The 22,733-nt window shown below is 65.7% G+C and carries 12 protein-coding genes; 7 read left to right on the top strand and 5 right to left on the bottom strand.

Annotated elements, in window-relative coordinates:
• The first annotated feature begins 117 nt into the window (after nucleotides 1-117).
• From J2X44_RS17545 to J2X44_RS17535, 3 genes are read left to right on the top strand one after another with little or no spacing between them, the layout of a single operon-like run.
• Nucleotides 118-444, top strand: a complete 327-nt coding sequence (locus J2X44_RS17545; protein WP_310086994.1) for a hypothetical protein — start codon at nucleotides 118-120, stop codon at nucleotides 442-444.
• 20 nt (nucleotides 445-464) lie between these two features.
• Entirely contained in the window at nucleotides 465-818 is a 354-nt protein-coding gene (locus tag J2X44_RS17540; RefSeq protein ID WP_310086992.1) for a hypothetical protein, read from the top strand.
• 14 nt (nucleotides 819-832) lie between these two features.
• Nucleotides 833-1,138 carry a hypothetical protein gene (locus J2X44_RS17535; protein WP_310086991.1) on the top strand — a complete coding sequence of 102 codons (306 nt, stop codon included), beginning with the start codon at nucleotides 833-835 and terminating at the stop codon, nucleotides 1,136-1,138.
• 19 nt (nucleotides 1,139-1,157) lie between these two features.
• On the opposite strand, the gene clpB is transcribed toward J2X44_RS17535, so the two are convergent.
• A complete protein-coding gene (clpB, locus tag J2X44_RS17530; protein WP_310086989.1) occupies nucleotides 1,158-3,737 on the bottom strand; it encodes an ATP-dependent chaperone ClpB in 2,580 nt (859 codons plus the stop codon).
• A 181-nt stretch (nucleotides 3,738-3,918) separates the two neighbouring features.
• Nucleotides 3,919-5,493, bottom strand: a complete 1,575-nt coding sequence (locus tag J2X44_RS17525; protein ID WP_310086987.1) for a leucyl aminopeptidase — start codon at nucleotides 5,491-5,493, stop codon at nucleotides 3,919-3,921.
• A 145-nt stretch (nucleotides 5,494-5,638) separates the two neighbouring features.
• Between J2X44_RS17525 and J2X44_RS17520 the strand changes: the two genes are divergently transcribed.
• The 4 genes from J2X44_RS17520 (at nucleotide 5,639) to J2X44_RS17505 (ending at nucleotide 12,686) form a co-directional block, all read left to right on the top strand.
• On the top strand, nucleotides 5,639-7,795 hold the full coding sequence (locus J2X44_RS17520) for an acylase (RefSeq protein WP_310086986.1): 2,157 nt from the start codon (nucleotides 5,639-5,641) through the stop codon (nucleotides 7,793-7,795).
• A gap of 100 nt (nucleotides 7,796-7,895) precedes the next feature.
• The gene (locus tag J2X44_RS17515; RefSeq protein ID WP_310086985.1) at nucleotides 7,896-10,781 is read left to right on the top strand and encodes a pitrilysin family protein; all 2,886 of its coding nucleotides are present in this window, start codon (nucleotides 7,896-7,898) and stop codon (nucleotides 10,779-10,781) included.
• A 26-nt stretch (nucleotides 10,782-10,807) separates the two neighbouring features.
• On the top strand, nucleotides 10,808-11,107 hold the full coding sequence (locus tag J2X44_RS17510) for a hypothetical protein (RefSeq protein ID WP_310086984.1): 300 nt from the start codon (nucleotides 10,808-10,810) through the stop codon (nucleotides 11,105-11,107).
• A 334-nt stretch (nucleotides 11,108-11,441) separates the two neighbouring features.
• On the top strand, nucleotides 11,442-12,686 hold the full coding sequence (locus J2X44_RS17505; protein ID WP_310086983.1) for a multidrug effflux MFS transporter: 1,245 nt from the start codon (nucleotides 11,442-11,444) through the stop codon (nucleotides 12,684-12,686).
• 68 nt (nucleotides 12,687-12,754) lie between these two features.
• Here J2X44_RS17505 and J2X44_RS17500 read toward each other — a convergent pair whose 3' ends face one another.
• The 3 genes from J2X44_RS17500 to J2X44_RS17490 form a co-directional block, all read right to left on the bottom strand.
• Nucleotides 12,755-14,314 (bottom strand): amino acid permease, encoded by a 1,560-nt coding sequence (locus J2X44_RS17500; RefSeq protein WP_310086981.1) that lies wholly within the window; start codon nucleotides 14,312-14,314, stop codon nucleotides 12,755-12,757.
• A 104-nt stretch (nucleotides 14,315-14,418) separates the two neighbouring features.
• Nucleotides 14,419-16,443 (bottom strand): penicillin-binding protein 1C, encoded by a 2,025-nt coding sequence (pbpC, locus tag J2X44_RS17495; RefSeq protein WP_310086979.1) that lies wholly within the window; start codon nucleotides 16,441-16,443, stop codon nucleotides 14,419-14,421.
• A gap of 359 nt (nucleotides 16,444-16,802) precedes the next feature.
• Nucleotides 16,803-22,643, bottom strand: coding sequence for an MG2 domain-containing protein (locus J2X44_RS17490; RefSeq protein ID WP_310086978.1), 5,841 nt, complete (start codon nucleotides 22,641-22,643; stop codon nucleotides 16,803-16,805).
• Between the last annotated feature and the right edge of the window lie 90 nt (nucleotides 22,644-22,733).

The raw sequence follows: 22,733 nt of genomic DNA, 5'->3' as shown, positions 1-22,733 counted from the left end.
CACGGAGCGTTGCTGGCGGCCGCTGTCCCGGTTCGAAATTCCGCTTGGCGAACACCCCCGGTCGATCTTATAATCGGCGGATATAGCGCCGGTTTTTTCGGCCGCGAGGAGGATGCAATGCGCGAGATCATGTCCCTGTTTGCCGCCGCGACGCTGATGGCCATGCCCGCCGTGCTCGCGGCCGAAGGCACTGGCGAGCGGGCGCCGCCGCCAAAGGCGCCGTCGGCGATGACGCCGACCGAGATCAGCGCCTATAATAAGGGGCTGGCGCAGACCGATCCCAATTACATCAAATGCCGCAAGACGCTGGAAATCGGGTCGCTCGTGAAGAAAAATCGCGTCTGCTACACCAATGAAAAGTGGAAAGAAGTGAGCGCCAAGGGCAGCCAGAACGCCCGCGACACGGCAGAGGCCATGACCAGCAAGGCGGGTAATTCGAACTGAAACTGCAAAGAGGAATCGCGATGTCGAGTGCTATTGTCCTCATAACCCTGCTCGCCCTGTCGGGCGTGCCGACTGCGGCGGGCAGCGAAGCCGGTCCGGCGGCGCGGTCAGCGTCGGAGATGACCGGGGCGGAAATCGACGTCCATAACCAGGATCTCGCCGCGACCGACGCCAATTATATCCGATGCCGCCGCATCGAGGTTTCGGGCTCGCTGGTCAAGAAACTGCGCGTTTGCAACACCAACGCCAATTGGAAACGGATTGGCGACAAGGGCAATCAGGAGGCGCGCGACTCGATGGAATTGCTGGCCCGCGGCTGGACCAACTCGCGCGAGATACAGGATGATCTCGGCCCGGAAATCCGCCCGCAATAGAAGGAGCTAGCCCGGTGCTGGATATTGTCCTGTTCGTCGTTGCCGCTGCAGCAACGGACCCTGCCGCCGATCGCACGCCGCCCGATCGCCCGCCGTCGACGATGACCAGTACCGAAATCAAGGCTCACAACGAGGGGCTGGCGACGGCGCATCCCTATTATGTCAGATGCCGCAAGATCGAGGAACTCGGGTCTTTGGTGAAGAAGGCGCGCGTTTGCCACACCAACGAACAGTGGAAAAAGCTGTGGGCGCAGGGCAACCAGGATTCGCGCGATACGCTGGAGGCGATGACGCGGGCGCCGGTGAACCACAGCAACTAGGCCGATCTCGCGGCTGACGTCAGCCGGGTGTCAGTATCAGGGCGCCGTCGCCTTCGTCGACCCGGATCGTCGAGCCATCGCGGACCTCGCCTTTCAGGATCAGATCGGCAAGCGGATCCTGCAGATATTTCTGCACCGCGCGCTTGAGCGGGCGGGCGCCATAGACTGGATCATAACCGACCCGGCCGAGCCACGCGCGCGCGGCGTCGGTGAGGTCGAGGGTGACCTTGCGGTCGGCGAGCAGCTTCTGCACCCGGGCCACCTGAATATCGACGATGCCGCCCATATGCTGCTGCGCGAGGCGGTTGAAGAGGACGATCTCATCGAGCCGGTTGAGAAATTCGGGGCGGAAATGGCCGCGCACGACCTCCATCACCGCGGGTTCGGCCTGTTCGACCGGGGCATCGTCGGGCAGCGCCGCGATCGCCTGGCTGCCGAGGTTCGAGGTCAGGATGATCAGCGTGTTGGTGAAATCGACCGTGCGCCCCTGCCCGTCGGTCAGGCGCCCGTCGTCGAGCACCTGGAGCAGGATGTTGAACACGTCGGGATGGGCTTTCTCGACCTCGTCGAACAGCACGACCTGATAGGGGCGGCGGCGCACCGCTTCGGTGAGCGTGCCGCCTTCTTCATAACCGACATAGCCCGGGGGGGCACCGACGAGCCGTGCGACGCTGTGCTTTTCCATGAATTCGGACATGTCGATGCGGACCATCGCATTGTCGTCGTCGAACAGGAAGCGGGCGAGCGCCTTGGTCAGTTCGGTCTTGCCGACGCCCGTCGGGCCGAGGAACAGGAACGAACCGAGCGGGCGGTTCGGGTCTTGCAGCCCGGCGCGGGCGCGGCGGACGGCGGTCGAGACGGCGCGCACCGCTTCGTCCTGGCCGATGACGCGGCTGGCCAGCGTCGCTTCCATGCCCAGCAGCTTCTCACGCTCGCCCTCCATCATCCGATCGATGGGGATGCCGGTCCATTTGCTGACCACCGCGGCGATATCGTCGGCGGTGACTTCCTCGCGCAGCATCGCGTTGCCCGCGGCGGCTTCGGCATCGGCGAGCTGCTTTTCGAGGCCGGGTATCGTGCCATATGATAGCTCACCCGCCTTCGCGAGGTCGCCGGCGCGCTGCGCCTGATCGAGCGCCGAACGCGCCGCATCCAGCTCTTCCTTGATCTTCGCCTCGGCGTGAATCTTGTCCTTCTCGGCCTGCCATTTCTGGGTGACTTCGGCCGATTGCTGTTCAAGATTGGCGAGGTCCGCGCGCAAGGTCGCCAGCCGGTCCTTTGACGCGGCGTCGCTTTCCTTCGACAGCGCCGATTCCTCGATCTTCATCTGGATGATGCGGCGGTCGAGCGTCTCGATCTCTTCGGGCTTTGACTCCACTTCCATGCGGATGCGGCTCGCGGCCTCGTCCATCAGGTCGATCGCCTTGTCGGGCAGAAAGCGGTCGGAGATATAGCGGTTCGAAAGCGTTGCCGCGGCGACGATCGCGCCGTCGGTGATGCGGACGCCATGGTGCAGCTCGTATTTTTCCTTGAGCCCGCGCAAGATCGAGATCGAATCCTCGACCGTCGGTTCGCCGACGAACACCGGCTGGAAGCGCCGCTGGAGCGCGGGGTCTTTTTCGACATGCTTGCGATATTCGTCGAGCGTCGTTGCGCCGATGCAGTGCAACTCGCCGCGCGCCAGTGCGGGCTTGAGCAGGTTCGAGGCGTCCATCGCGCCCTCGCCCTTGCCCGCGCCGACCAGCGTGTGCATTTCGTCGATGAACAGGATGATCTCGCCCGCGGCGGCCTTCACATCGTCGAGTACGCCTTTGAGCCGTTCTTCGAATTCGCCGCGATATTTGGCGCCCGCGATCAGCGATCCCATGTCGAGCGACAACAGGCGGCGGTCCTTCAGACTGTCGGGAACGTCGCCATTGACGATACGCAGCGCGAGTCCTTCGGCGATTGCGGTCTTGCCGACCCCCGGTTCGCCGATCAGCACCGGATTATTCTTGGTCCGGCGCGCGAGGATCTGGATGGTGCGGCGGATTTCCTCATCGCGACCGATCACCGGATCTAGCTTACCTTCGCGCGCGACTTCGGTGAGGTCGCGGGCGAATTTCTTGAGCGCGTCGTAACGGTCTTCGCTGCTCGCGGTGTCGGCGGCGCGGCCGCCGCGCAGGTCGTTGATCGCGGCGTTCAGCGCGTCGGGCTTGAGTCCCGCGTCGGCAAAGGCTTTGCCGACCGGGGTGGTCGGCGCGAGTGCCATCGCGACCAGCAGCCGCTCGACGGTGACATAACCGTCGCCTGCCTTGCTTGCCACTCGCTCGGCCTGATCGAGCAGGCGCACCGCGTCGTTGTCGAGTCCCGGTGTTTGCTGCGCGCCCGACCCGGACACCGCGGGCACTTTGGCGAGCAGCGCGTCGATGCCCTGCGCCGCGCGCGCGGCATCGCCGCCGCTTTTGGCGATCAGCCCGGCGGCCATGCCTTCGCTGTCTTCGAGCAACGCCTTGGCGATATGTTCGGGCGAAATCCGCTGATGATTCATGCGGATCGCAATCGTCTGCGCGGCCTGCAGAAAGCCCTTGGCGCGGTCGGTGAATTTTTCGAGGTTCATCTAGAAAGCCCCTTTCTCGCCGACCAAGATAGTGTTGCCATTTGGCAACACAAGGGGGTGCTTGCTTTAGCAAACCCTCATTTCGTCACCCCGGCGAAGGCCAGGGTCTCATCGTCGCGTCAACGCGCACCGGCGAGATCCCGGCCTTCATCGGGCTGACGAATGTGGGAGCGGCAAACGGCTATTCGCCCGACCGCGCTAGCTGGTCGAGCAGCCGCACGCCAAAGCCGCTCATCCCCTTGGGGACCAGCGATGACGCCTTGTCGGCTTGGTTGACCCCGGCGATGTCGAGATGTGCCCAGGGCGTCGCTTCGTCGACGAAATAGCCGATGACGTGCGCGCCGATGCTGGCGCCCGGCCCCTGGTTGGGGGTGATGTTGCGGACGTCGGCGATGTCCGATTTGATCTTTTCGGCGAAATTCTTGTGGAGCGGCATCCGCCACAATTCTTCGCCGCTCACCGACCCGGCGGTCAGCAGCGCGGCGGCGAGTTTTTCGTTGCGCGCGAACAGCCCGGCATATTGATCGTCGAGCGCGCCGACGATCGCGCCGGTCAACGTCGCGATGTTGACGATGGCGCGCGGCTTGTAAGCCTGCGCGACATATTCATTGGCGTCGGCGAGCACGAGGCGGCCTTCGGCATCGCTGTTCAGCATCTCGATCGTCTTGCCCGACATGGTGCGGGTGACGTCGCCCGGACGCTGGGCATTGCCGTCGGGCATGTTTTCGGCGAGCGCCGCGACACCGACGACATGCGCCGACGCGCGCGATTTGGCGAGCGAGAGGACGGCGCCCATCACCGACGCGGCGCCCGACATATCGCCCTTCATGTCCCACATGCCGGCGCCGGGCTTCAGCGAGATGCCGCCCGAATCAAAGGTGATCCCCTTGCCCACGAACGCCATCGGCGCGGCGGGGGCGTTTGCGCCGCGATAGCGCACCAGCATCAGCCGCGACCCGCGCGGGCTGCCCTGGCCGACCCCGACGATAGTGCCCATGCCGAGTTTCCGCATCGCGGCTTCGTCGAGCACTTCGATGCTGACCCCGGCGGCGCCAGCGAACGCCTCGCGCACCCGGGTGACGAAACTTTCGGGATAAATGACGTTGGCGGGCTCGTTGGCGAGGTCGCGCGACAGGCGGACGCCATCGACAAGCGGCGCCCAGCGGCCCGAAAACGCCGCTTCGGCCGCGGCCGGGTTGGCGCCGACGACGGTGACGGCGCCGGTCGGCGGCGCCTTTTTGTCGGCGGTTTTGTAGCGGTCGAAGCGATATTGGCCGAGCGCGAAGCCATAAGCGACGTCGGCGGCGCTGGTATCGCCAAAGGCGCCCGCAATCGTCACCGGCTGTGCCTCGCTTTTCAATTCCTGTGCCGCCTTGCCGCCCGCTTCTGCGAGCGCGAGCGAGGTCGGCGTCGCGCCAGCGCCAACGAGCAGGATACGCGAATGCGCCCCGATCCCGCGCAGCGACAGCGTCGATCCGGCCTTCCCGTCGAACGTCGCGGCGCCGATTGCCGCGGTCACCGCCTGCCGTTCGGCGGCGCCGAGTGCTACCCCGTCGAGCGGCGGCAACGTCGCGTCGGTCGTCACGATAACCAGCGCGCCGCTCGCGGGGGCGCTGGCGGCAAAACCGATCGAGCGCTCGGCGCTGTTCGCTGCGGTCGAGGGGACGACCCCCGATCCGGTCACCGTCTGCGCGAATGCGGGCGGGACGAGCGTGAAAGAGAGGCAGGCGGCGAGCAGCAGGCTTTTGCGATGCATGGATAATTCCCCGGTTGAAGCGATGCCGTCCTGCATAGCGGCGCTGCGGCCGATCGCAAATTCGGCTCGACCAACGACAGTCGCTTGCCATCTAACGACATGATGGTCACACAGGCGCGGATCAGGCGCGTGAAGAGGACCAGAGATGCTGCGACGGATTTTGCTGGGATTTCTATTGCTGGTCGTCGTCACCGCCGCATCGCTGGCGCTATGGGAGCCGCTGACCGCCGAAGCGCCCGAGGCGCCGGAGTTCAAGCCGCAGGATGTCCGCATCGCTCGCGACAAGTTCGGGGTGCCGCATATCTTTGGCAAGACCGATGCCGATGTCGCTTACGGCGTCGCCTATGCCCATGCCGAAGATGATTTCGCGACGCTGCAGGAAGTGCTGGCGATGACGCGCGGCCGCGCCGGGGCGATGCTCGGGCAGGACGGCGCCAAGATCGACTTTGCGGCGGCGTTGCTCGACGTGCGCGCGACGACGGCGCGCGACTGGCCGCGGCTGCCCAAGGATGTGCGGGCGCTGTTCACCGCTTATGCCGCGGGGCTGAACCATTATGCCGACAAGCATCCCGGCGAGGTGCGATTGTCGGGTCTGTTCCCGGTGACCGGCGAGGATGTCGTTGCGGGCTTCGTGCTGCGCTCGCCTTTTTTCTTCGGGCTCGATTCGGTGCTCGGGCAGCTGGTCGAGGGCAAGGATATGCACCGCGAGGGCGGCCCGGCGCTCGATGCGACCGGCAAGATCGTCCCGCGCGCCGACACCCCGGTGGGCAGCGATCCGGCCTCGAACGGGTCGAACGCGATGGCGGTGGCGCCGTCGCGCGCGACCGACGGCGCGACGCGGCTGGTGTCGAACTCGCACCAGCCGTGGACCGGCGGCGTCGCGTGGTACGAACTGGTCGTGCATAGCGAAGAAGGGTGGGATTTTGCGGGCGCCAATTTCCCCGGCTCGCCCTATCCGTTTCTGGGGCATAACAAATTTCTTGGCTGGACCAACACGGTCAACCGCCCCGACCTGATCGACGTGTATAAGCTGGTGCTGAACGAGAGCGGCGATCAATATCGCTACGACGGCGCGTGGCGCCCGCTTGAGGAAAAGCGCATCTGGCTGAAGGTGAAATTCGGTCCGTTCGTGCTGCCGGTGCCGCGCACCGTCTATCGATCGGTCCATGGACCGGTGGTCAAGAATGACAAGGGCGCCTTTGCGATCCGCTATGCCGGGATCGACCAGTCGGCGATGGTCACCCAATATTACCGGCTGAACAAGGCGAAGGATTTCGCCGAATGGCGCGCCGCGATGGCAGGGCAGGGCGTGCCCGCAACCAATTTCATCTACGCCGATGCCAAGGGCAATATCGGGCTGTTCTACAACGCGATGTTCCCCGACCGGCCCGATGGGTTCAACTGGCGCGGGTTGCTGCCGGGCGACAAGTCGGCGGCACTATGGACCAAGACGCTGCCGTTCGATCGCGCCCCGGCGCTGGTCAACCCGCGCTCGGGCTATGTGATGAACGCCAACAACACGCCGTGGGTCGCCGCGGGTCCGGGCGACGAGCTTGATGCCGCCGCCTTCTCGCCGCTGCTTGGGGTCGAGGACGATATGACCAATCGCGCCACCCGGCTGATCGATCTGTTCGAGGCATCGGGGCAGATCGACGAGGCGCGGTTGAAGGCGATCAAATATGACACCGCTTATGCTAAGACCGGTTACGCCAAGGCGTGGATGGATCGCTTGCTGGCGCTGAACGTCAACCATGATCCGGCGCTGGTCAACGCGCAGAATTTGCTGCGCCGCTGGGACTGGAACCTCGACGGCAAAGGGAAGGGCGATGCATTGGCGCTGATGCTACTGCGCCCCGCGAACGGCAGCCATTACCAGCGCCGCGCCGAACCTGATCCGCTCCAGGTGCTGACCGAAACGGTCGCGCATTTGCAGACTCATTTCGGCGGGCTCGATCCCAAGCTGGGTACGGTGCTGCGGTTGCGCCACGGCGAAGGCGCGTCGCGGATCGACCTGCCGCTCGATGGCGGCAATGATACGGTGCGCGCATCGACCCTGTGGGACGCCGAACCCGACGGGCGGCTGAAGGTGCGCCACGGTGACAGCTTCATCATGTTCATGACTTGGGGCAAGGACGGCCGGGTGCGGTCGGAATCGATCCAGCCCTTCGGCTCGGCGACGACGCGGCCGGACAGCCCGCATTACAACGATCAAGCGCCGCTGTTCGTGCGCCATCAGTTGAAACCGGTGCTGTTCGATCCGGCGGTGCTGAAAGCCAGCGGAGCGCGCTTCTATCGCCCTTGAAAGCGGCGAATGGCTGTCCTAAACCGTTGATACAGTGCCGTCCGGCACCCGGTCGCGCGCAGGCGTTTCATGCCTTCGCCCGTAATCCAAGAGGATGCCCATGCCCCGTTTCCATCGTTTCGCCCTTGCTCTCGCGGTGACCACCTCGCTGGTCGCCGCCGGTCCCGCGTTTGCCAAGGCCAAGGCCGCCGATCCGGCGCCGATCGCCGATCTGGTGAAGGCGGTCGACATTCCCTACGAAGCCTTCACGCTCGACAATGGCTTGCGCGTCATCGTCCATGAGGATCGCAAGGCGCCGGTCGTCGCGGTGTCGGTGTGGTATCGCGTCGGGTCGAAGCACGAGCCCAAGGGCAAGACCGGCTTTGCCCATCTGTTCGAACATCTGATGTTCAACGGGTCGGAAAATTCGCCCGGCGATTTCTTTGAACCGCTGCAACAGGTCGGCGCTACCGACAGCAACGGGACGACCAACGTCGACCGGACCAATTATTTCGAGACCGTGCCGACCGGCGCGCTCGACCGCGCGCTGTTCCTCGAAAGCGACCGCATGGGGCATCTGCTCGGCGCGGTGACGCAGGAAAAGCTCGATAACCAGCGCGGCGTCGTCCAGAATGAAAAGCGCCAGGGCGACAACAATCCCTATGGCCTGCTGCGGTACGAGATTTTCGAGAATCTGTTCCCGACCGGCCACCCCTATCACCACAGCACCATCGGTTCGATGGCCGACCTCAATTCGGCCAGCCTGGCCGATGTGAAGAAGTGGTTCACCGACAATTACGGCCCGAACAATGCGGTGCTGGTGCTGGCGGGCGACGTCGATGTCGCGACCGCCAAGGTCAAGGTGCAGGAATGGTTCGGCGACATCGCGCGTGGCCCCGCCGTGGCGATGCCGAAGGTGACGGTCCCGACGCTGCCCGCGCCGCTGGCGAAGGAGGTCAAGGACCTGATCCCGACCCCGCGCATCTATCGCATGTGGGCGATCCCCGGCCTGAACGATGCCGATGCCGTGCCATTGCAGATGGCAACCGCAGTGCTTGGCGGGCTGTCGTCATCGCGGCTCGACAATGCGATGGTCCGCACGGATCCGGTCGCGGTCAGCGTTGCCGCCTTTGCCCAGCCATTTGAAGATGCCGGTATCCTGATCGTCCAGGCCGATGTGAAGCCGGGAACCGATGTGGCCACGGTCGGCAAGAAGCTGGACGATGAAATCGCCAAATTCCTAGCGAACGGGCCGACCGCCGACGAGTTGCAGCGTGCCGCGGCAAGCTATCTGGGCGGCACCATTGCCGGACTGGAATCAGTCGGCGGCTTTGGCGGCAAGGCGGTGACGCTGGCCGAAGGGGCGCTCTATTCGAACGATCCGGGCTATTACAAGGTCGAGCTGGACCGGATGGCCAAATCGACCCCCGAACAGGTCGCGGCAGTGGCGCGCAAATGGATGTCGCGCCCGGCCTTTTCGCTGACCTACACCCCCGGCGAACGCACCGAAGGCGGCGAAAATCGCGGCGGCGCGGTGACGGCCGGCAAGCTGACCGAGGCGGTGGCGCCCGATCGCTTCTGGAATCCGGCGCTCGGCGACATCGGTCCCGACACCGGCATCGGGGCGGCGGCTTCGATCGCCGACCGTTCGCAATTGCCCGCGGTTGCCGACCTGACGGCGCTCGATTTCCCGGCGGTCGAACGCACCAAGCTGAAGAATGGCGTTGAAGTCATCTTCGCGCGCCGCACGACGGTGCCGACGGTCAATGTCGCGGTCAGTTTCGATGCGGGTTACGCCGCCGATCCGCACAGCGCGCTGGGCACCCAGTCGCTGATGCTCAGCCTGATGGACGAAGGCACGACCAACCTGAACTCGATCGCCTTTGCCGAAGCGAAAGAGCGGTTGGGCGCACAGATTGACGCGACCGCCAACGCCGACGAAACGGTGTTCAGCCTGTTCGCGCTGAAGCCCAATCTGGGTGCGTCGCTGTCGCTCCTCGCGGACTACATCCGCAATCCGGCGTTCGATGCAAAGGAACTCGAGCGGGTTCGCGCGCAACAGCTCAACCGGCTCAAGGCCGAGCTGAACAACCCGAACGCCATTGCGTCGCGCCTGATCGCGCCGATGCTCTATGGCGCCGACCATCCTTACGGCATTCCGCCGTCGGGGCTGGGCGATGCCAAGGCGGTGACCGCGGCGACGCGCGACCAGCTCGCGGCGTTCCACAGCGACTGGATCCGCCCAGACAATGCGCGGGTGTTTGTGGTCGGCGACACTACGCTGGCCGAGGTAAAGAAGCAGCTGGATGCGACCCTGGGGCAGTGGAAGGCGCCGAAAACCGCCAAGCCGGTCAAGAATTTCAACGTCGCGATTCCGACCCCGAAACCGCACATCCTGTTGTTTGATCGCCCCAAATCGCCGCAGTCGGTGATTCTGGCGGGCAAGGTGCTCGATGCCAAGGGCGGCGACAAGCTGGAGGTGCTGCGCTCGGCCAACGACATCTTTGGCGGCAATTTCCTCTCGCGCTTCAACACCAATCTGCGCGAGACCAAGGGCTGGTCCTATGGCGTGCGTAGCCGGATATCGGGCGAAACCGATCGGCTCAGCTGGATCGCGGTGGCACCGGTGCAGGCCGACCGCACCGGCGATTCGATCAAGGAGCTACAGAATGACCTCAAGAGCTTCTTGGCCGACAAAGGCGTAACCAAGGACGAACTGGAGCGCACGGTCAACGGCAGCGTCCGCGAATTGCCGGGCAGTTTCGAAACGTCGGCCGACGTGCTGGGCGGGCTGCGGACAATTGCCAAATTCGGTCGTCCCGACAATTATTACGAGACATTGCCTGCCACCTATGAAGCGATGACCGCGGCCGAAATCGACGCGGCGGCGCGGAGCGCGCTGAGCACCGACGATCTCGTCTATGTGATTGTCGGCGACGCGGCGGTCGTGAAACCGCAGCTTGACGGATTGGGTTTGCCGGTCGAAATAGCGAAACCGATTAACTAACATTGATTTCAGTAAGGAGAGCTTCGATGTCTGTAGATGGCAGCTATGATTGCATTACCAAATCGCCGATGGGCGACCAGAAATCGGTGTTCACCGTGACCAGCGACGGCGCCAGCTTTAGCGGCCAGAATGCCGGTGCGATGGGTTCGCTCGATGTCGAAAACGGCAAGGTCGACGGCAACAAGCTGAGCTGGACGATGAACATGAAGGTGCCGATGCCGATGACGCTGGAATGCGAAGCGGTGATCGACGGCGACGCACTGACCGGGACGATCAAGGCCGGTGCGTTCGGTTCGATGGCGATGACCGGTACCCGCCAGGGCTGATTTTTGCGCCACCGTGACAGAAGGGGCTGCTCCTGATGGGGCGGCCCTTTTTTGTTGTGCGGTGGGTTGGTTTTGGGATGGGAAGCGGCCCTCTAATCTTGTCATGCTGAACTTGTTTCAGCATCCATGGCCCGACCCCGAAGCCGGCGCTGCGCCGAAGGAAACAGCGGGCCAAGAATCCTGAAACGAGTTCAGGATGACGATCATTTGATGTCCGCGGTTTGTCGGCTCCCGCCAATCGACCTGCCTGCTGAACCGCACAGCTTGCTCTTGCATAGCTTTTCGGTGTCCAAGGGGTATCCAAAGCTCTGTCATGGGCGCATAGGCTGCTGCAATGCACAAACCGGCCCAAACCCCGCAGCGGAGCATGCCCGGCGATCGCGAAATGGTGGTCATGATGGCGATGGCGATGGCGCTCAACGCGCTGGCCATCGACGCGATGCTGCCGGCGCTGCCCGCGATCGGCAAAGGACTGGGCGTGCTGGTCGCCAACGACCGCCAATATGTCATTTCGATCTACCTGCTCGGCATCGGCTTTGGCTCGTTGCTCTATGGCCCGCTGGCCGACCGCTTCGGGCGCAAGGGCGTGCTGGTTCCGGCGCTGTTCGCCTATGTCGTGTTTGCGATTGGCTGCGGGCTGGCGACGAGCTTCCCGATGCTGCTGGCGCTGCGCTTTGGCCATGGGCTGGTCAGCGCGGCGCTGGGGGTGATTGTCGTGGCGGTGATCCGCGACCTGTTCGCGGGCGATGCGATGGCAAAGCGGCTGTCGCTGATTTTTCTGGTGTTCATGATCGTGCCGATCATCGCGCCGACGATCGGGGCCGGGGTTGCCGCGCTGGCCGGCTGGCGCGCGATCTTCATCGTCCTGGCGGTGATGGGGTTGGTGATGATCGCGTGGCTCCGCCGCCTGCCCGAAACGCTCGACCCCGCCGATGTCCGCCCGCTCGACTGGCGGACGATGGTCAGCGGCTGGGCAACGGTGACGCGGCATCGCCGCGCCGCGGGCTATATGATCGCGTCGGGGATGATGCAGGGCGCGCTTTATGGCTATTTGAACAGCAGCGAGCAGATCATCGCCGAAGTGTTCGGCGCGCAGGCGCTGTTTCCGCTGATCTTTGCCTGCGTCGCGGTGGGGATCGCGATCGCCAATTTCTCGAACGCGGCGATCGTCGAGCGGTTCGGGGCGCGGCGGGTGTCGCAGACCGCGGTGTTCGCGTTCATGGCAAGCTCGATCGCTCAGATCGTCGCAGCGCTGAGCGGCGCCGAGACGCTGTGGATGTTCACCGCGTTGATGATGGTCAATATCGGCCTGATCGGTTTTATCGGCAGCAATTTCGGATCGATCGCGATGGAAGATTTCGGCCATATGGCCGGGGTCGCCTCGTCGTATCAGAGCTTTGCCAAGACGTTGCTGGCGGCGGTCGTCGGCGCGCTGATCGGCCAGCAATATGACGGCACGACGCTGCCGCTCGCTTATGCGTTTCTGATCAGTGCGGCCATCGGGTTGGCGCTGGTGTTCTGGGCCGAGCGCGGCAAGCTGTTCACCCGGCCGGGCACCGCCCCCAAAACCCCCTATTGAGCCAAACAAGAAAGGGCCGCCGCAGCTGGTTGCTGCGACGGCCCCTTTTCGGTTGCGGCTTTTTTTCGTCAGTTGATCGGCGTGTGCGGCTCCAGATCATCCTCATGCACCTCGACGATCCCGCGGCCAAGATGGCTGCGGCTCCGGCTGTAGAGGAAGTAGAAGACCAGGCCGATCAGGGCCCAGACCGGCAGCACGATCATCGCTTCATAGGGCAGGTTGAGGAACAGGAACACCGTGCCTGCGACCGTCAGCGGGCCGATCAGCCACAGCGCCGGCGTCCGGAACGCGCGCGGTGTGTCCGCGGCGGTCTTGCGCAGGATCATCACCGCGATGGCGACCATCATGAACGCATAGAGCGTCCCCGCATTGGCGATGTCGGCGAGCTTGCCTACCGGCAGAAACGCAGCGGCGAACGCCACGACAACGCCGGTGATCGCCGTGATGACATGCGGGGTTTTCCACTTGGGATGCACCTTGCTCCACGATTCGGGGAGCAGGCCGTCGCGGCTCATCACGAAAGCGACGCGGGTCTGGCCGAACAGCAGGATCAGGATGACCGAAGGCAGCGCGACAAAGGCGGCGATGCCGAGCATGTTGCCGACCCCCGACCAGCCGATCTGGCGCAGCACATGCGCCAGCGCCTCATTCGAGCAGACCAGCGGCAGTTCGTTGGCGGCAAAGGTCGCGCACTGCCGCGCCAGTTCTTCCGAACCGGCCGGGAAGGGCACGCCATTCGGGCCCATGATGGGCTGGCCGCCGATCGTGCCGACGGCGCCAGCAGCGACGAGGATGTAAAAGACGGTACAGAACAGCAGCGACCCGATCAGGCCGATCGGCACGTTGCGCTGCGGATTTTTGGTTTCCTCTGCCGCAGTCGAAACCGCGTCAAAGCCGACATAGGCGAAGAAAATGGTCGCTGCTGCGCCCACTGCGCCGAGGCCCGAACCGAAACCGCCGAAGATGCCGGCGGGCAGGAAGGGATTGAATTTATCGGTCGAAAACGCCTCGCTGGGCAGGGTCAGCACGATGAAGGCGGTGAGCGCGGTCACCTTGATCGCCACCAGAATGGCGTTGACGCGCGCGCTTTCGGTGGTGCCGATCATCAGCAGCCAAGTGACGAGCAGCGCGATGATCACGGCGGGCAAGTTGATGATACCACCCTCGATACCGCCCAGTGCCAACGGCGCACCCGCGAGGGCGGCGGGGAACTGAAAGCCGAAAAATTCGAGTAACAAGCCGTTGAGATAGCCGGACCACCCGACCGACACCGCCGACGCGGCGACGGCATATTCGAGAACGAGCGCCCATCCGACGGTCCAGGCGAGCACCTCGCCCATCGTCGCATAGGTGTAGGTATAGGCGGAACCAGCGACGGGGATCATCGCGGCGATTTCGGCATAGCAGAGCGCGGCGAGGATGCAGATCAGGCCGGCGATCGCAAAGGCCAGCATCAGGCCCGGACCGGCCTTCTGCGCGCCCGCGGCGGTCAGCACGAAAATGCCGGTGCCGATGACGCAGCCGATGCCGAACAGCGTCAGCTGAAAGGCACCCAAGGTGCGGTGAAGCGACTTCTTCTCGGCTGTCGCCAGAATGGCGGCTAACGGTTTTACCCGGTCAAGTAGCATGAATGATCCCCTTGTGGCGGCTGAACTGCCGTCCGTCTCCTGGCGCCGCAGACTAACCGCTCCGCGCGCCAGCGCAACATAATTTCAGGACCATGACAGGCGCTTTATCGCACTGTGAAGCGCACCCGGTCGATCATCCGCCCCCCGGGATCGACGAGGGCGAGTATATGGCTTCCCGGGCGCGGCAGGATCTGCTGGCCTGCATCGGCATCGCCGAGCGGTTTCTTGTCGAGGATCAGGCGGTAGCCAGTCACCGCACCGCTGACGGTGACCGCGAGGCGCTGGCGATCGATCGGGATGTCGGGGTCGAGCGCATAGACGCTTCCGCTGACCGGGCTGGTGATGCGCGGGCGGCGGGCGGCTTGCGGCGCTGCGGCCATTTCGGTTTGCGCGGTGCCGGTCAGGAAATATTCGCGGCGCGGCGGTTCGCGGGTGCCGGACAGGGTGATCTGGCGCGCCTCGACGCCCGAGGGCATTTTCGGCGGCTTGCCCGGATTTCCGGCGTGGAGCGCAAGCATGACGTCGCGCCAGATCGGCGCGGCGCCCGAGGTGCCCGACACGGCGCGCATCGAATCGCCCTCGAGATTGCCGACCCAGACCGCGACGGTGAAGCGGTCGGACCAGCCGATACACCAATTGTCGCGCATCCCTTTCGAGGTGCCGGTCTTGGCGGCGGCCCAGAACGGGAGGCGGAGTGCGCTGTCGGCGCCGAAGGCGTCGGCGCGGGCCGAGGCGTCGGCGAGGATGTCGCCGACGATGAAGGCGGCGGCGGGATTGACGATCTGCTGCGGCTCGCCGGCCCGGTCTCCCGGCGTGAAATGGACCGGCGACCAGCGCCCGAGATTCGCAAAGGTGCGAAAGGCGTTGGCCTGTTCGACTAACGACACTTCGGCTGAACCGAGCGCGAGGGAAAAGCCGTAATATTCGCCGTCCTCGACCAGGCCGTGATAGCCGAGCGCCCACAGGCGGTCGCGGAACTGCTGAACGTCGTCGATGACGAGAGCGCGGACGGCGGGGACATTGAGCGACGAGGCGAGCGCGTGGCGGACGCTGACCGGCCCCTTGAAGCTGTGGTCGTAGTTTTTCGGGACATAGAGGCCCGAGGCGGTGTCGAGCTGGACTGGGCTGTCGTCGAGGATCGAGGCGGCGGTGAGCCAGCCATGTTCGATCACCTGCGCATAGAGATGCGGCTTGAGCGTCGATCCCGCCTGCCGCCGCGCATTGGCGCCGTCGACCGAGGCGGCGGTCGATTGCAAACCGACCCCGCCGACATAGGCGAGCACTTCGCCAGTCGCATTGTCAAGCACGACGACCGCGCCGTCGCGGACACGGTCCGAACCAAGCCCGGCAAGCTGACGACGAAGCGCGACGATCGCGGCGGTCTGGATCCGGCGGTCGATCGTGGTGGTGACGCGCTTGCCGGGCTTGTCGAGCAGGCGGACGGCGAGGTGGGGGGCGAGCGCGGGGTCGAAGCGCGCGGCATGTTCGCCCGAGACGAGGGTCGCGGCGGCGGCGCGGATCGCGGTGCAATCTTTGGTTTGGGCGACACGGCAGGCGCGGCGGCCGAGGGCTTCGGCGCCTGCGGTCGGATTGGGGAGCAGGCCCGCGAAGAGCGCGGCGTCGGTGCGGGTCATGTCGGCGGGGCGCTTGCCGAACAAGGCGCGCGACCCGGCGCCGATGCCCTGCGCTTCGCCGCGCAGCGGGACGAGGTTGAAATAGGCTTCGAGCATTTGCGCATGCGACCAGGTTGCGGCGAGTGCTTGCGCGGCGCGCATCTGGCGGAGTTTGGTGCGCCAGTCGCGCTTGCCCGGCTGGGCGAGGCTCGGGTCGAGGAAGGCCGCGAGCTGCATCGGCAGTGTCGAGGCGCCGCGTGAGCGGTCTCCCGTCCAGCGCGACCGAATCGCGCTGGCGACCGCGAGCCAGTCGACCCCGCCGTGCGACCAGAAGCGGCGGTCTTCGCTTTGCACGACGGCCTTGCGGACGGCGGGGCTGATGGCGTTCAGCGGTACCCAGGCGAGGCGGCGGCGTTCGAAATTGACGCGCTCGCTGTCCAGCAGCTGTCCGTCGCGGTCGTAGAGCCAGGCTTCGCTGGGCTGCCAGTCGGCGCGGACGGCGGCGTAGGTCGGCATGGGGGGTGGGCGGGTGGCGAGGTGGGCGATGGTGGCGAGGATGAGCGCGGTGAGCGCGAGCCAGGCGAGGATGTGGGGCCAGCGGCTTTTACGGGGCGCTCTAGCCCCTGCTTTTCTTTCTTCCGTCATGCTGAACTTGTTTCAGCATCCATGGCCTGTGTTCTCGTTCGGCGCAGCGCCGAAAGACAGGGCAGGCCATGAACCCTGAAACAAGTTCAGGGTGACGAGGTCTTGGATGTTCCCCTTTTCGTTCCCCGTTCGCATCGAGCGAAGTCGAGATGCCCATGGGGATGGCGCGCGCCTTCGGGGTGTCTCGACTTCGCTCGACACGAACGGAGAGAGGGAAGGCGAGTGTTCCATCACGACCCCACACTCGCCACCGTCATCGGCGCATTCGGCCACTGGCCGCGGATCGCGGGCGAATACATCGCCTCGACCCGCGTCTGCGGCAGGTTGAAGCGGCCCGAGCCGTTGAGGCGCACGACATATTCGACCGCGTGGGTGCCCGCGGGCATCCAGCCGAAATAGCCGCGCCAGCTGTCGCGGCCGCGTTCGACGTAGCTTGGCTGCGCGCCCGATCCGCTGGCCTGATCGGCGAGCATTTCGGACTGGCCGCCGAGGTTGCCGACGATCGTCGCGCCGGGAGCGATCGGATCGTTGATCACAACCCACGTCCGGCCCGCGGCCGCGACGACCTCGATCCGCACCTTGATCACGTCGCCGCGGGTCAAGCGGTCCTTGTTCGCGGCCTTGACGATGCTGACCGAGCGCTTGATCCGGTAGCCAGCGTTGAGCGGCTCCTTGAGCGGCACCGCCGCCTTGACGCTGACCGTCGCCCAAGGCGCGCCGTTGCCGTCATGCTTCAGGCCCATCGTTGCCGCGTTCAGCGCGACGCGCAGCGCCGAGGGCGCTTCGGCGGGCAGCGGCCAGTTTTGCGAAGCGGTGGCGCTCGCGAGGCTAATGTTGGTGACCCCGGTGATCGCACTCGCTGGGTAGAGGGCGGCGAAGCGGCGGACGGTGACCGCGCCCCACGCGTTGGCAGGGGTGGTGTCCCAATGACCCTTGCGCTGGCGCTGCGCGACGCCGACCATCAGCTTGCCCGAGTCATCCTCCCAGCCTTTGCGGCCAAGCACGGCTTCAAGCGCCTTGATTGCCATTTCGTCGCCGCTGGTCATCATCCACCACGGCGCCTTGGCATCGTCGACAAGATCGAGGCGGGTGCCTTCGTAAACAAGGCGCTTGCGCAGCTCGGCTTCGGCTGCGGTGCGCAGCGAAGGAGCATTGCGGACCCCCGGCGTCTTTTCGATCGCTACCAGCCAGTCGGCGAGGGTGCCGGTCGCCATATCAATCGGCGCGACGTCGATCGCGGCGACCAGTTGCGGGCTGGCAGCATTGTTGCGGGCGAGCGCAGCCAAGGCCGCGATGCGGACGGGGCGGATGTCCCAGGGGCCGTAACCTTTTCGGGTCAGCCGTCCCTCGACCACCGCCTGCAACGCCCCCACCATTTTCGCCTTCGACGCCTCGGGAATCGCGTGACCGTTCGCCGCGGTGATGCTCAGCACATAGGCGGTGAGCTCGATCGAGCCTTCCATCCGCTCGTTCGGCCAGTAGCGCAGCAACCCGTCGCTATCGAGGTAGGTCGGCATGGCTTCGGCCAGCGCCTGCCAGCGGCCGAGATCACCAAGCGCGATGGCGCGCGAGGTCGATTGTTCGAAGCAGGTGTAGGGATAGGCAGCCATATAGTCGCGCACCCCCGACAAGGGCGGCGCGAGCGTCCCGGCGAGCGCGACGTCGACATAACCGCCGGGCAACGCGCCTGCCGGGATCGCGATCGGCAGCGTCGTGGCGGGGCCGACGCGGAACAGGCTGGCGGCCCAGGTTTCGACCGGCACCGCGGGATCGACCATCTGCTGGAACACCAGCCGGTCGCGCTGCTTGCCGCCCTTGGCGACCGCCTCGACCGTCCATTCGATCGGGCCGGTCTGTTCGGGCGCCGTCATCGACCAGCTGATCGGCACCGCGCCGCCCGCGGGAATGGTGACGGTGAGTGGCGGCGCGTTCGCGACGGCGGGCGACAGCGTCGGGGTCGCGGTGACCTCCATCGCCTGATCGGTGCCGTTGCGCAGCGTGAAGCGCGCATCATAGGTGTCGCCGGTGCGGACGAGTTCGGGCATTCCGGCAAAGATGCCGAGATCCTGGACGGTGCGGACGGTGGTTTCGCCGGTGCCGAAATATTGCGATCCGTCGGTGGCGATCGCGACGAGGCGGAAGCCCGAGAGATTGTCGCTGAGCGGCACATCGACCGTGGCGCGGCCCTTGCTATCGAGCGGGACATTGCCCTTCCACAGCAGGACGGGGCGGAAATCCTCGCGGGTCAGCCCCGACAGGTCACCGCCGCCACCGCCGCCGGGTTCGAGCGCCTTGCGGCCATAGTGCCGCTTGCCGACGACCTGCATCTGCGCGGTCGAGGTTAGGACGTCGAGGGTGCGTTCGCCCATCATCGCCTCGATCACTTCCCAGCTTTGGTTGGGGGCGAGCTGGAGCAAGGCTTCGTCGACGGCGGCGAAGGCGACGTCGGCGTTTTTGGGCGCCTTGCCGCCCGGGGTCTTGACCTCGATGCTGACCTTCGCGGTTTCGCGGACCGCATATTTTTCCTTGTCGGCCTTCACCTTGACGCCGAGCTGGTGGCCTTCCCAGCCGACCTTGATCCGCGCGATACCCATGCGGTAGGCGGGCTTGGCCAGATCAACCAAGGCGGTCGGCGGGGCACCTTCGCTATTCTCGATCTTGAAGCCGACCGCGCGCTTCATCTTGCGGAACCAGCTTTCATCGCCGGTCACGCGCCCACGCACCGCCATCACCGAGACATAGACGTCGGGGGCATAGGTCGCGGGCAGCTTGACCTTGACGACGGGGTTGGTGCCCTTGAGCGGGACGACGAAGCTGGAGAGCACGCCCTCGCGTTCGACGGTGACGAGCGCGGTCGCTTCGCGGAACGGCATACGGACCTGGAAGCTGGCGGTGTCGCCTGCGGCGTAGCGCGGCTTTTCGGCGATTACGTCCATACGGTCGCCATTGTCGCCGCCGAACCACCATTCATTGTCGCCCGCGAGCCAGACCGAGCGGACGGCGCGGGCTTCGTTGCCGTCGGCGTCGAGCGTCGTCGCGACCACGGTCACCTCGCCCGAAATGCCCGGCGCCATCGCGCAGCGCGCGCGGCCGAGCCGGTCGGTGGTCGCGGAGCAGCTGGCGGCGAGCTTCGTCGTCCGCATCTGGTTGTCATAGGCATAGAAGCCGCCGATCAAGCGGCGCCGCGCGGTGATGATCTCGCGGTTATAGAGCGCGACTTGGACGCGCTGGCCCGCGATCGGCTTGCCGTCGAGGTCGAGCGCGATGAAATTGAGCTTGAGGTCATTGTCGCGCATCAGCCAGCCGTCGGTCTTGAGCCCGAGGCGGACGGCGGACGGGTACAGCGTGATGCGGCGGCTGGAGGTCAAAGTTTCGCCATTGGCGTCCTCATAATCCATTTCGGCCGCCATCACCGTCGGTTCGGTGATCGGCTGGTCTACCGTCACACTGGCGGTCGCGGCGCCGTTGGCGTCGAGTTTGAGCGGTACCGAGCGCGCCAGCGGCAACTCGGCGGCGGGTTCGTCGCCGCTGTCGTCGAGCTGGATCACCCCTTCCTTGACCGGCTGGCCGTCGAAATCCCAGTCGCGGTAATCTTCGGGCGGCGACCAGCTCGAACGGAAATTGGTGCGCAGCTCGACGGGAATGTTGGGGGCGGGGCCGCCCGACAGATAGCCGACGAACAGCGACAGCGGCACCGCGGCGGGGCGGACGAGCGCCGTTTTCGGCCCGGTGACCGCGGCCTTCATCGTCGGCAGGCGATATTCGTCGACCTTGACCGACTGGTTCGACCAGATCGTCTTGTCCTCGCCATCCTTGTCCTTCGTCACGAAGACGAGTTCATAATCGCCCATCGGGGCCGAGGCGGGGACGTTCCACACGCTGTCGCCGCTGCCGGTGGCGGCGATGGCGAAGGGCATCTCGAATTCGGTGTCGGAGCCGCGGTGGACGAGGCGGAGTTTGCCCGCGAGCGGCTGCGGCGTCATGAAGCCGGTGCCGACCGGGCGGCGCAGGATATGCTTCATGTGGACGGTCTCGCCCGCCTTGACGAGCGAACGGTCGAAGACGGTGTGGAGAATATCCTCGCGCTCCGACCAGCCATAGGGGAGGTCGAAATCATAGGGGCGGATGCCGCTGCCCCAATCGGTCAGCGTGAAGCTGAAATCATCGCCTGACCGGGCGCTGACCATCAGCGCATGGCCCTCGCTCTTGGTCGGGTCGGGCGTATCTTCGCAGCTCGAATAGGTTTCGGGCTGGGGCAGCCCGCCCGCAAAGGCAAGGCGCCCGGCCTTGTCCGCGGTGCCGCGCGCGAGGAGGCGGCCGGTGCAGCTGTCGGTGACGCGGATTTCGGCGCCGCCGACGGGGAGACCCGTGTCGAGCGCGGTGACCCAGGCGAGCGAGCCCTCACGGCCCCATTTGAAATGCACCGCCATATTGGTGACGAGCGCCGCGGTCGCGACATAGCGCGTCGCCTTGCGCCCGAGCAGCGCGGCGCCGAGTTCGGGGCTGGCGATTTCGACGACGTGGAAGCCCTTTTCCGACAGGGGTATGCCGACGACTTCGAATTCCTTACCGCCGCCGGGCGGGGTCAGTTGCAGGTCGCGGCGCTCGCCGCCCGCGGGGGCATCGGCGAACACCGATTTGCTGCCGGTGTAGTTGACCCGGATGTCTTTGCCGGTGCGGTCCTTTTCGTCGCGATAATCGGTATCGTCGGCGTCATCGACGCGTTTCAGCCAGCGCGCGATCGCGGCATCATCGTCGCCGACCTTGAGCGCGGTGGCGGGCATCTTGAGGTTCTTGCTGACCATCGTTCCTTCGACGCCGCGCACGTTGACGGGCAGGACACCGCCCTCGTTCGCTTCGAGGATGCCGAATTCGGCGGCGAATTTGACCAGCGGCGGGGCGCGGTCGATGTGGAATTTCAGCGGGAAGTTCGACTGGTTCTGCAGCTTGCGACCGCTCTGGTCGGTGACATCGGCGGGCAAGGTCAGCGTCGCGTCGACATTCTGCGGCAGCGGGCCGGTGAAGCGGACGCTGGTGAGATACGCATCATTCTTGTCATCATCGTCGACTTTGGGGGTGAGGCGCTTGCCGTCGGCGGTGGTCAGCGTCGCGGCGAGCGCGGTGTCGCGCGCGACCGGCGAGGCGAAGCTGAGCGTGACGTCCTGAACCGGGTTGCAGCCCGCTTGCGGATTGACGCGGCGGCACGACATTTTGGCGGTGAAGGCGGGGCGGACGTCGAAATCGAAGCGCTGATCGCGCCCGGCGGTGCGGCCGGGGACGCCTGCTTGCGAAATGCGCGCGTCCCACACCACCGCCATCTCGCGGCCGGGGGGTAGCGGGCGGCGGCATTTGACTGGCACGACGCGGTCGAGCGCTGCCTCGCGGTCGGCGCCCGCCGCGGGCAGGCGCAGCGGCAGCCCGGCGTCATAGGTGAACGACTGGCGCGACCAGTTGGCGTCACCGAGCCCGGTCAATATCTCGGTCGCGGTGGTGCGCGGCAGGACGTCGAGCGGGATCTTTTCGCCGATGCCATCGACCGCGCAATAGCCGAAGCGCCCGACCGAGGAGCGGTCGGCGGCGACGTTGGTGGCGACGAGGAAGATCTGCTCCTCCTCGATCCCGTCGTAAATCCCGCCCGCGAGGATCGCGCGCGCCGACGGACCGCCGGTGTCGAGCGCGAAGCGTTCGTTGCCGGCGACGGTGATGCCGCGCGCGGTCTTGAGGCCATTCTTCAGCTCGACATGGCAGCGCAGCCCGCCGGGCAGCGGCTTGTCGAATTCGAGCACCCAGGTGCGGGTATCGACCCAGCGACCGGTCGCGGGCAATTTGCAGTCGTTGGTCGCGGGGGCGGCGGCGCGCGGATCGCCGAGCGGCACCATGTCTTCGGAAAAGCGCAGGGTGAAGCGGGTGATCGTGCCGTCGCCGGTGCCCGAACTGCCCGGGGTGGCGAGCGTGACCTGCGGGACGGTGTCGGCGGCGGTGGCCGCCATCGCGAGGCTGAGCGGCAGGATCAGTGCGAGTTTTGCCTTGCCCGCAAAGCGTGCCGCCATCCCGCGCCATCCCGTTTTCATCGCACCGTCTCCCCGCCTTGACCCGCGCCTCTATCCTGCTGGAAACAGGGGCTGCTGTCCACCCGTCGCCGCGCACCGGGAACGCTTAGC

This window comes from Sphingopyxis sp. BE259, from assembly GCF_031457495.1.
In the GTDB taxonomy this organism is placed as follows: Bacteria; Pseudomonadota; Alphaproteobacteria; order Sphingomonadales; family Sphingomonadaceae; genus Sphingopyxis.
This window is presented reverse-complemented; position numbering and strand designations above follow the sequence as displayed.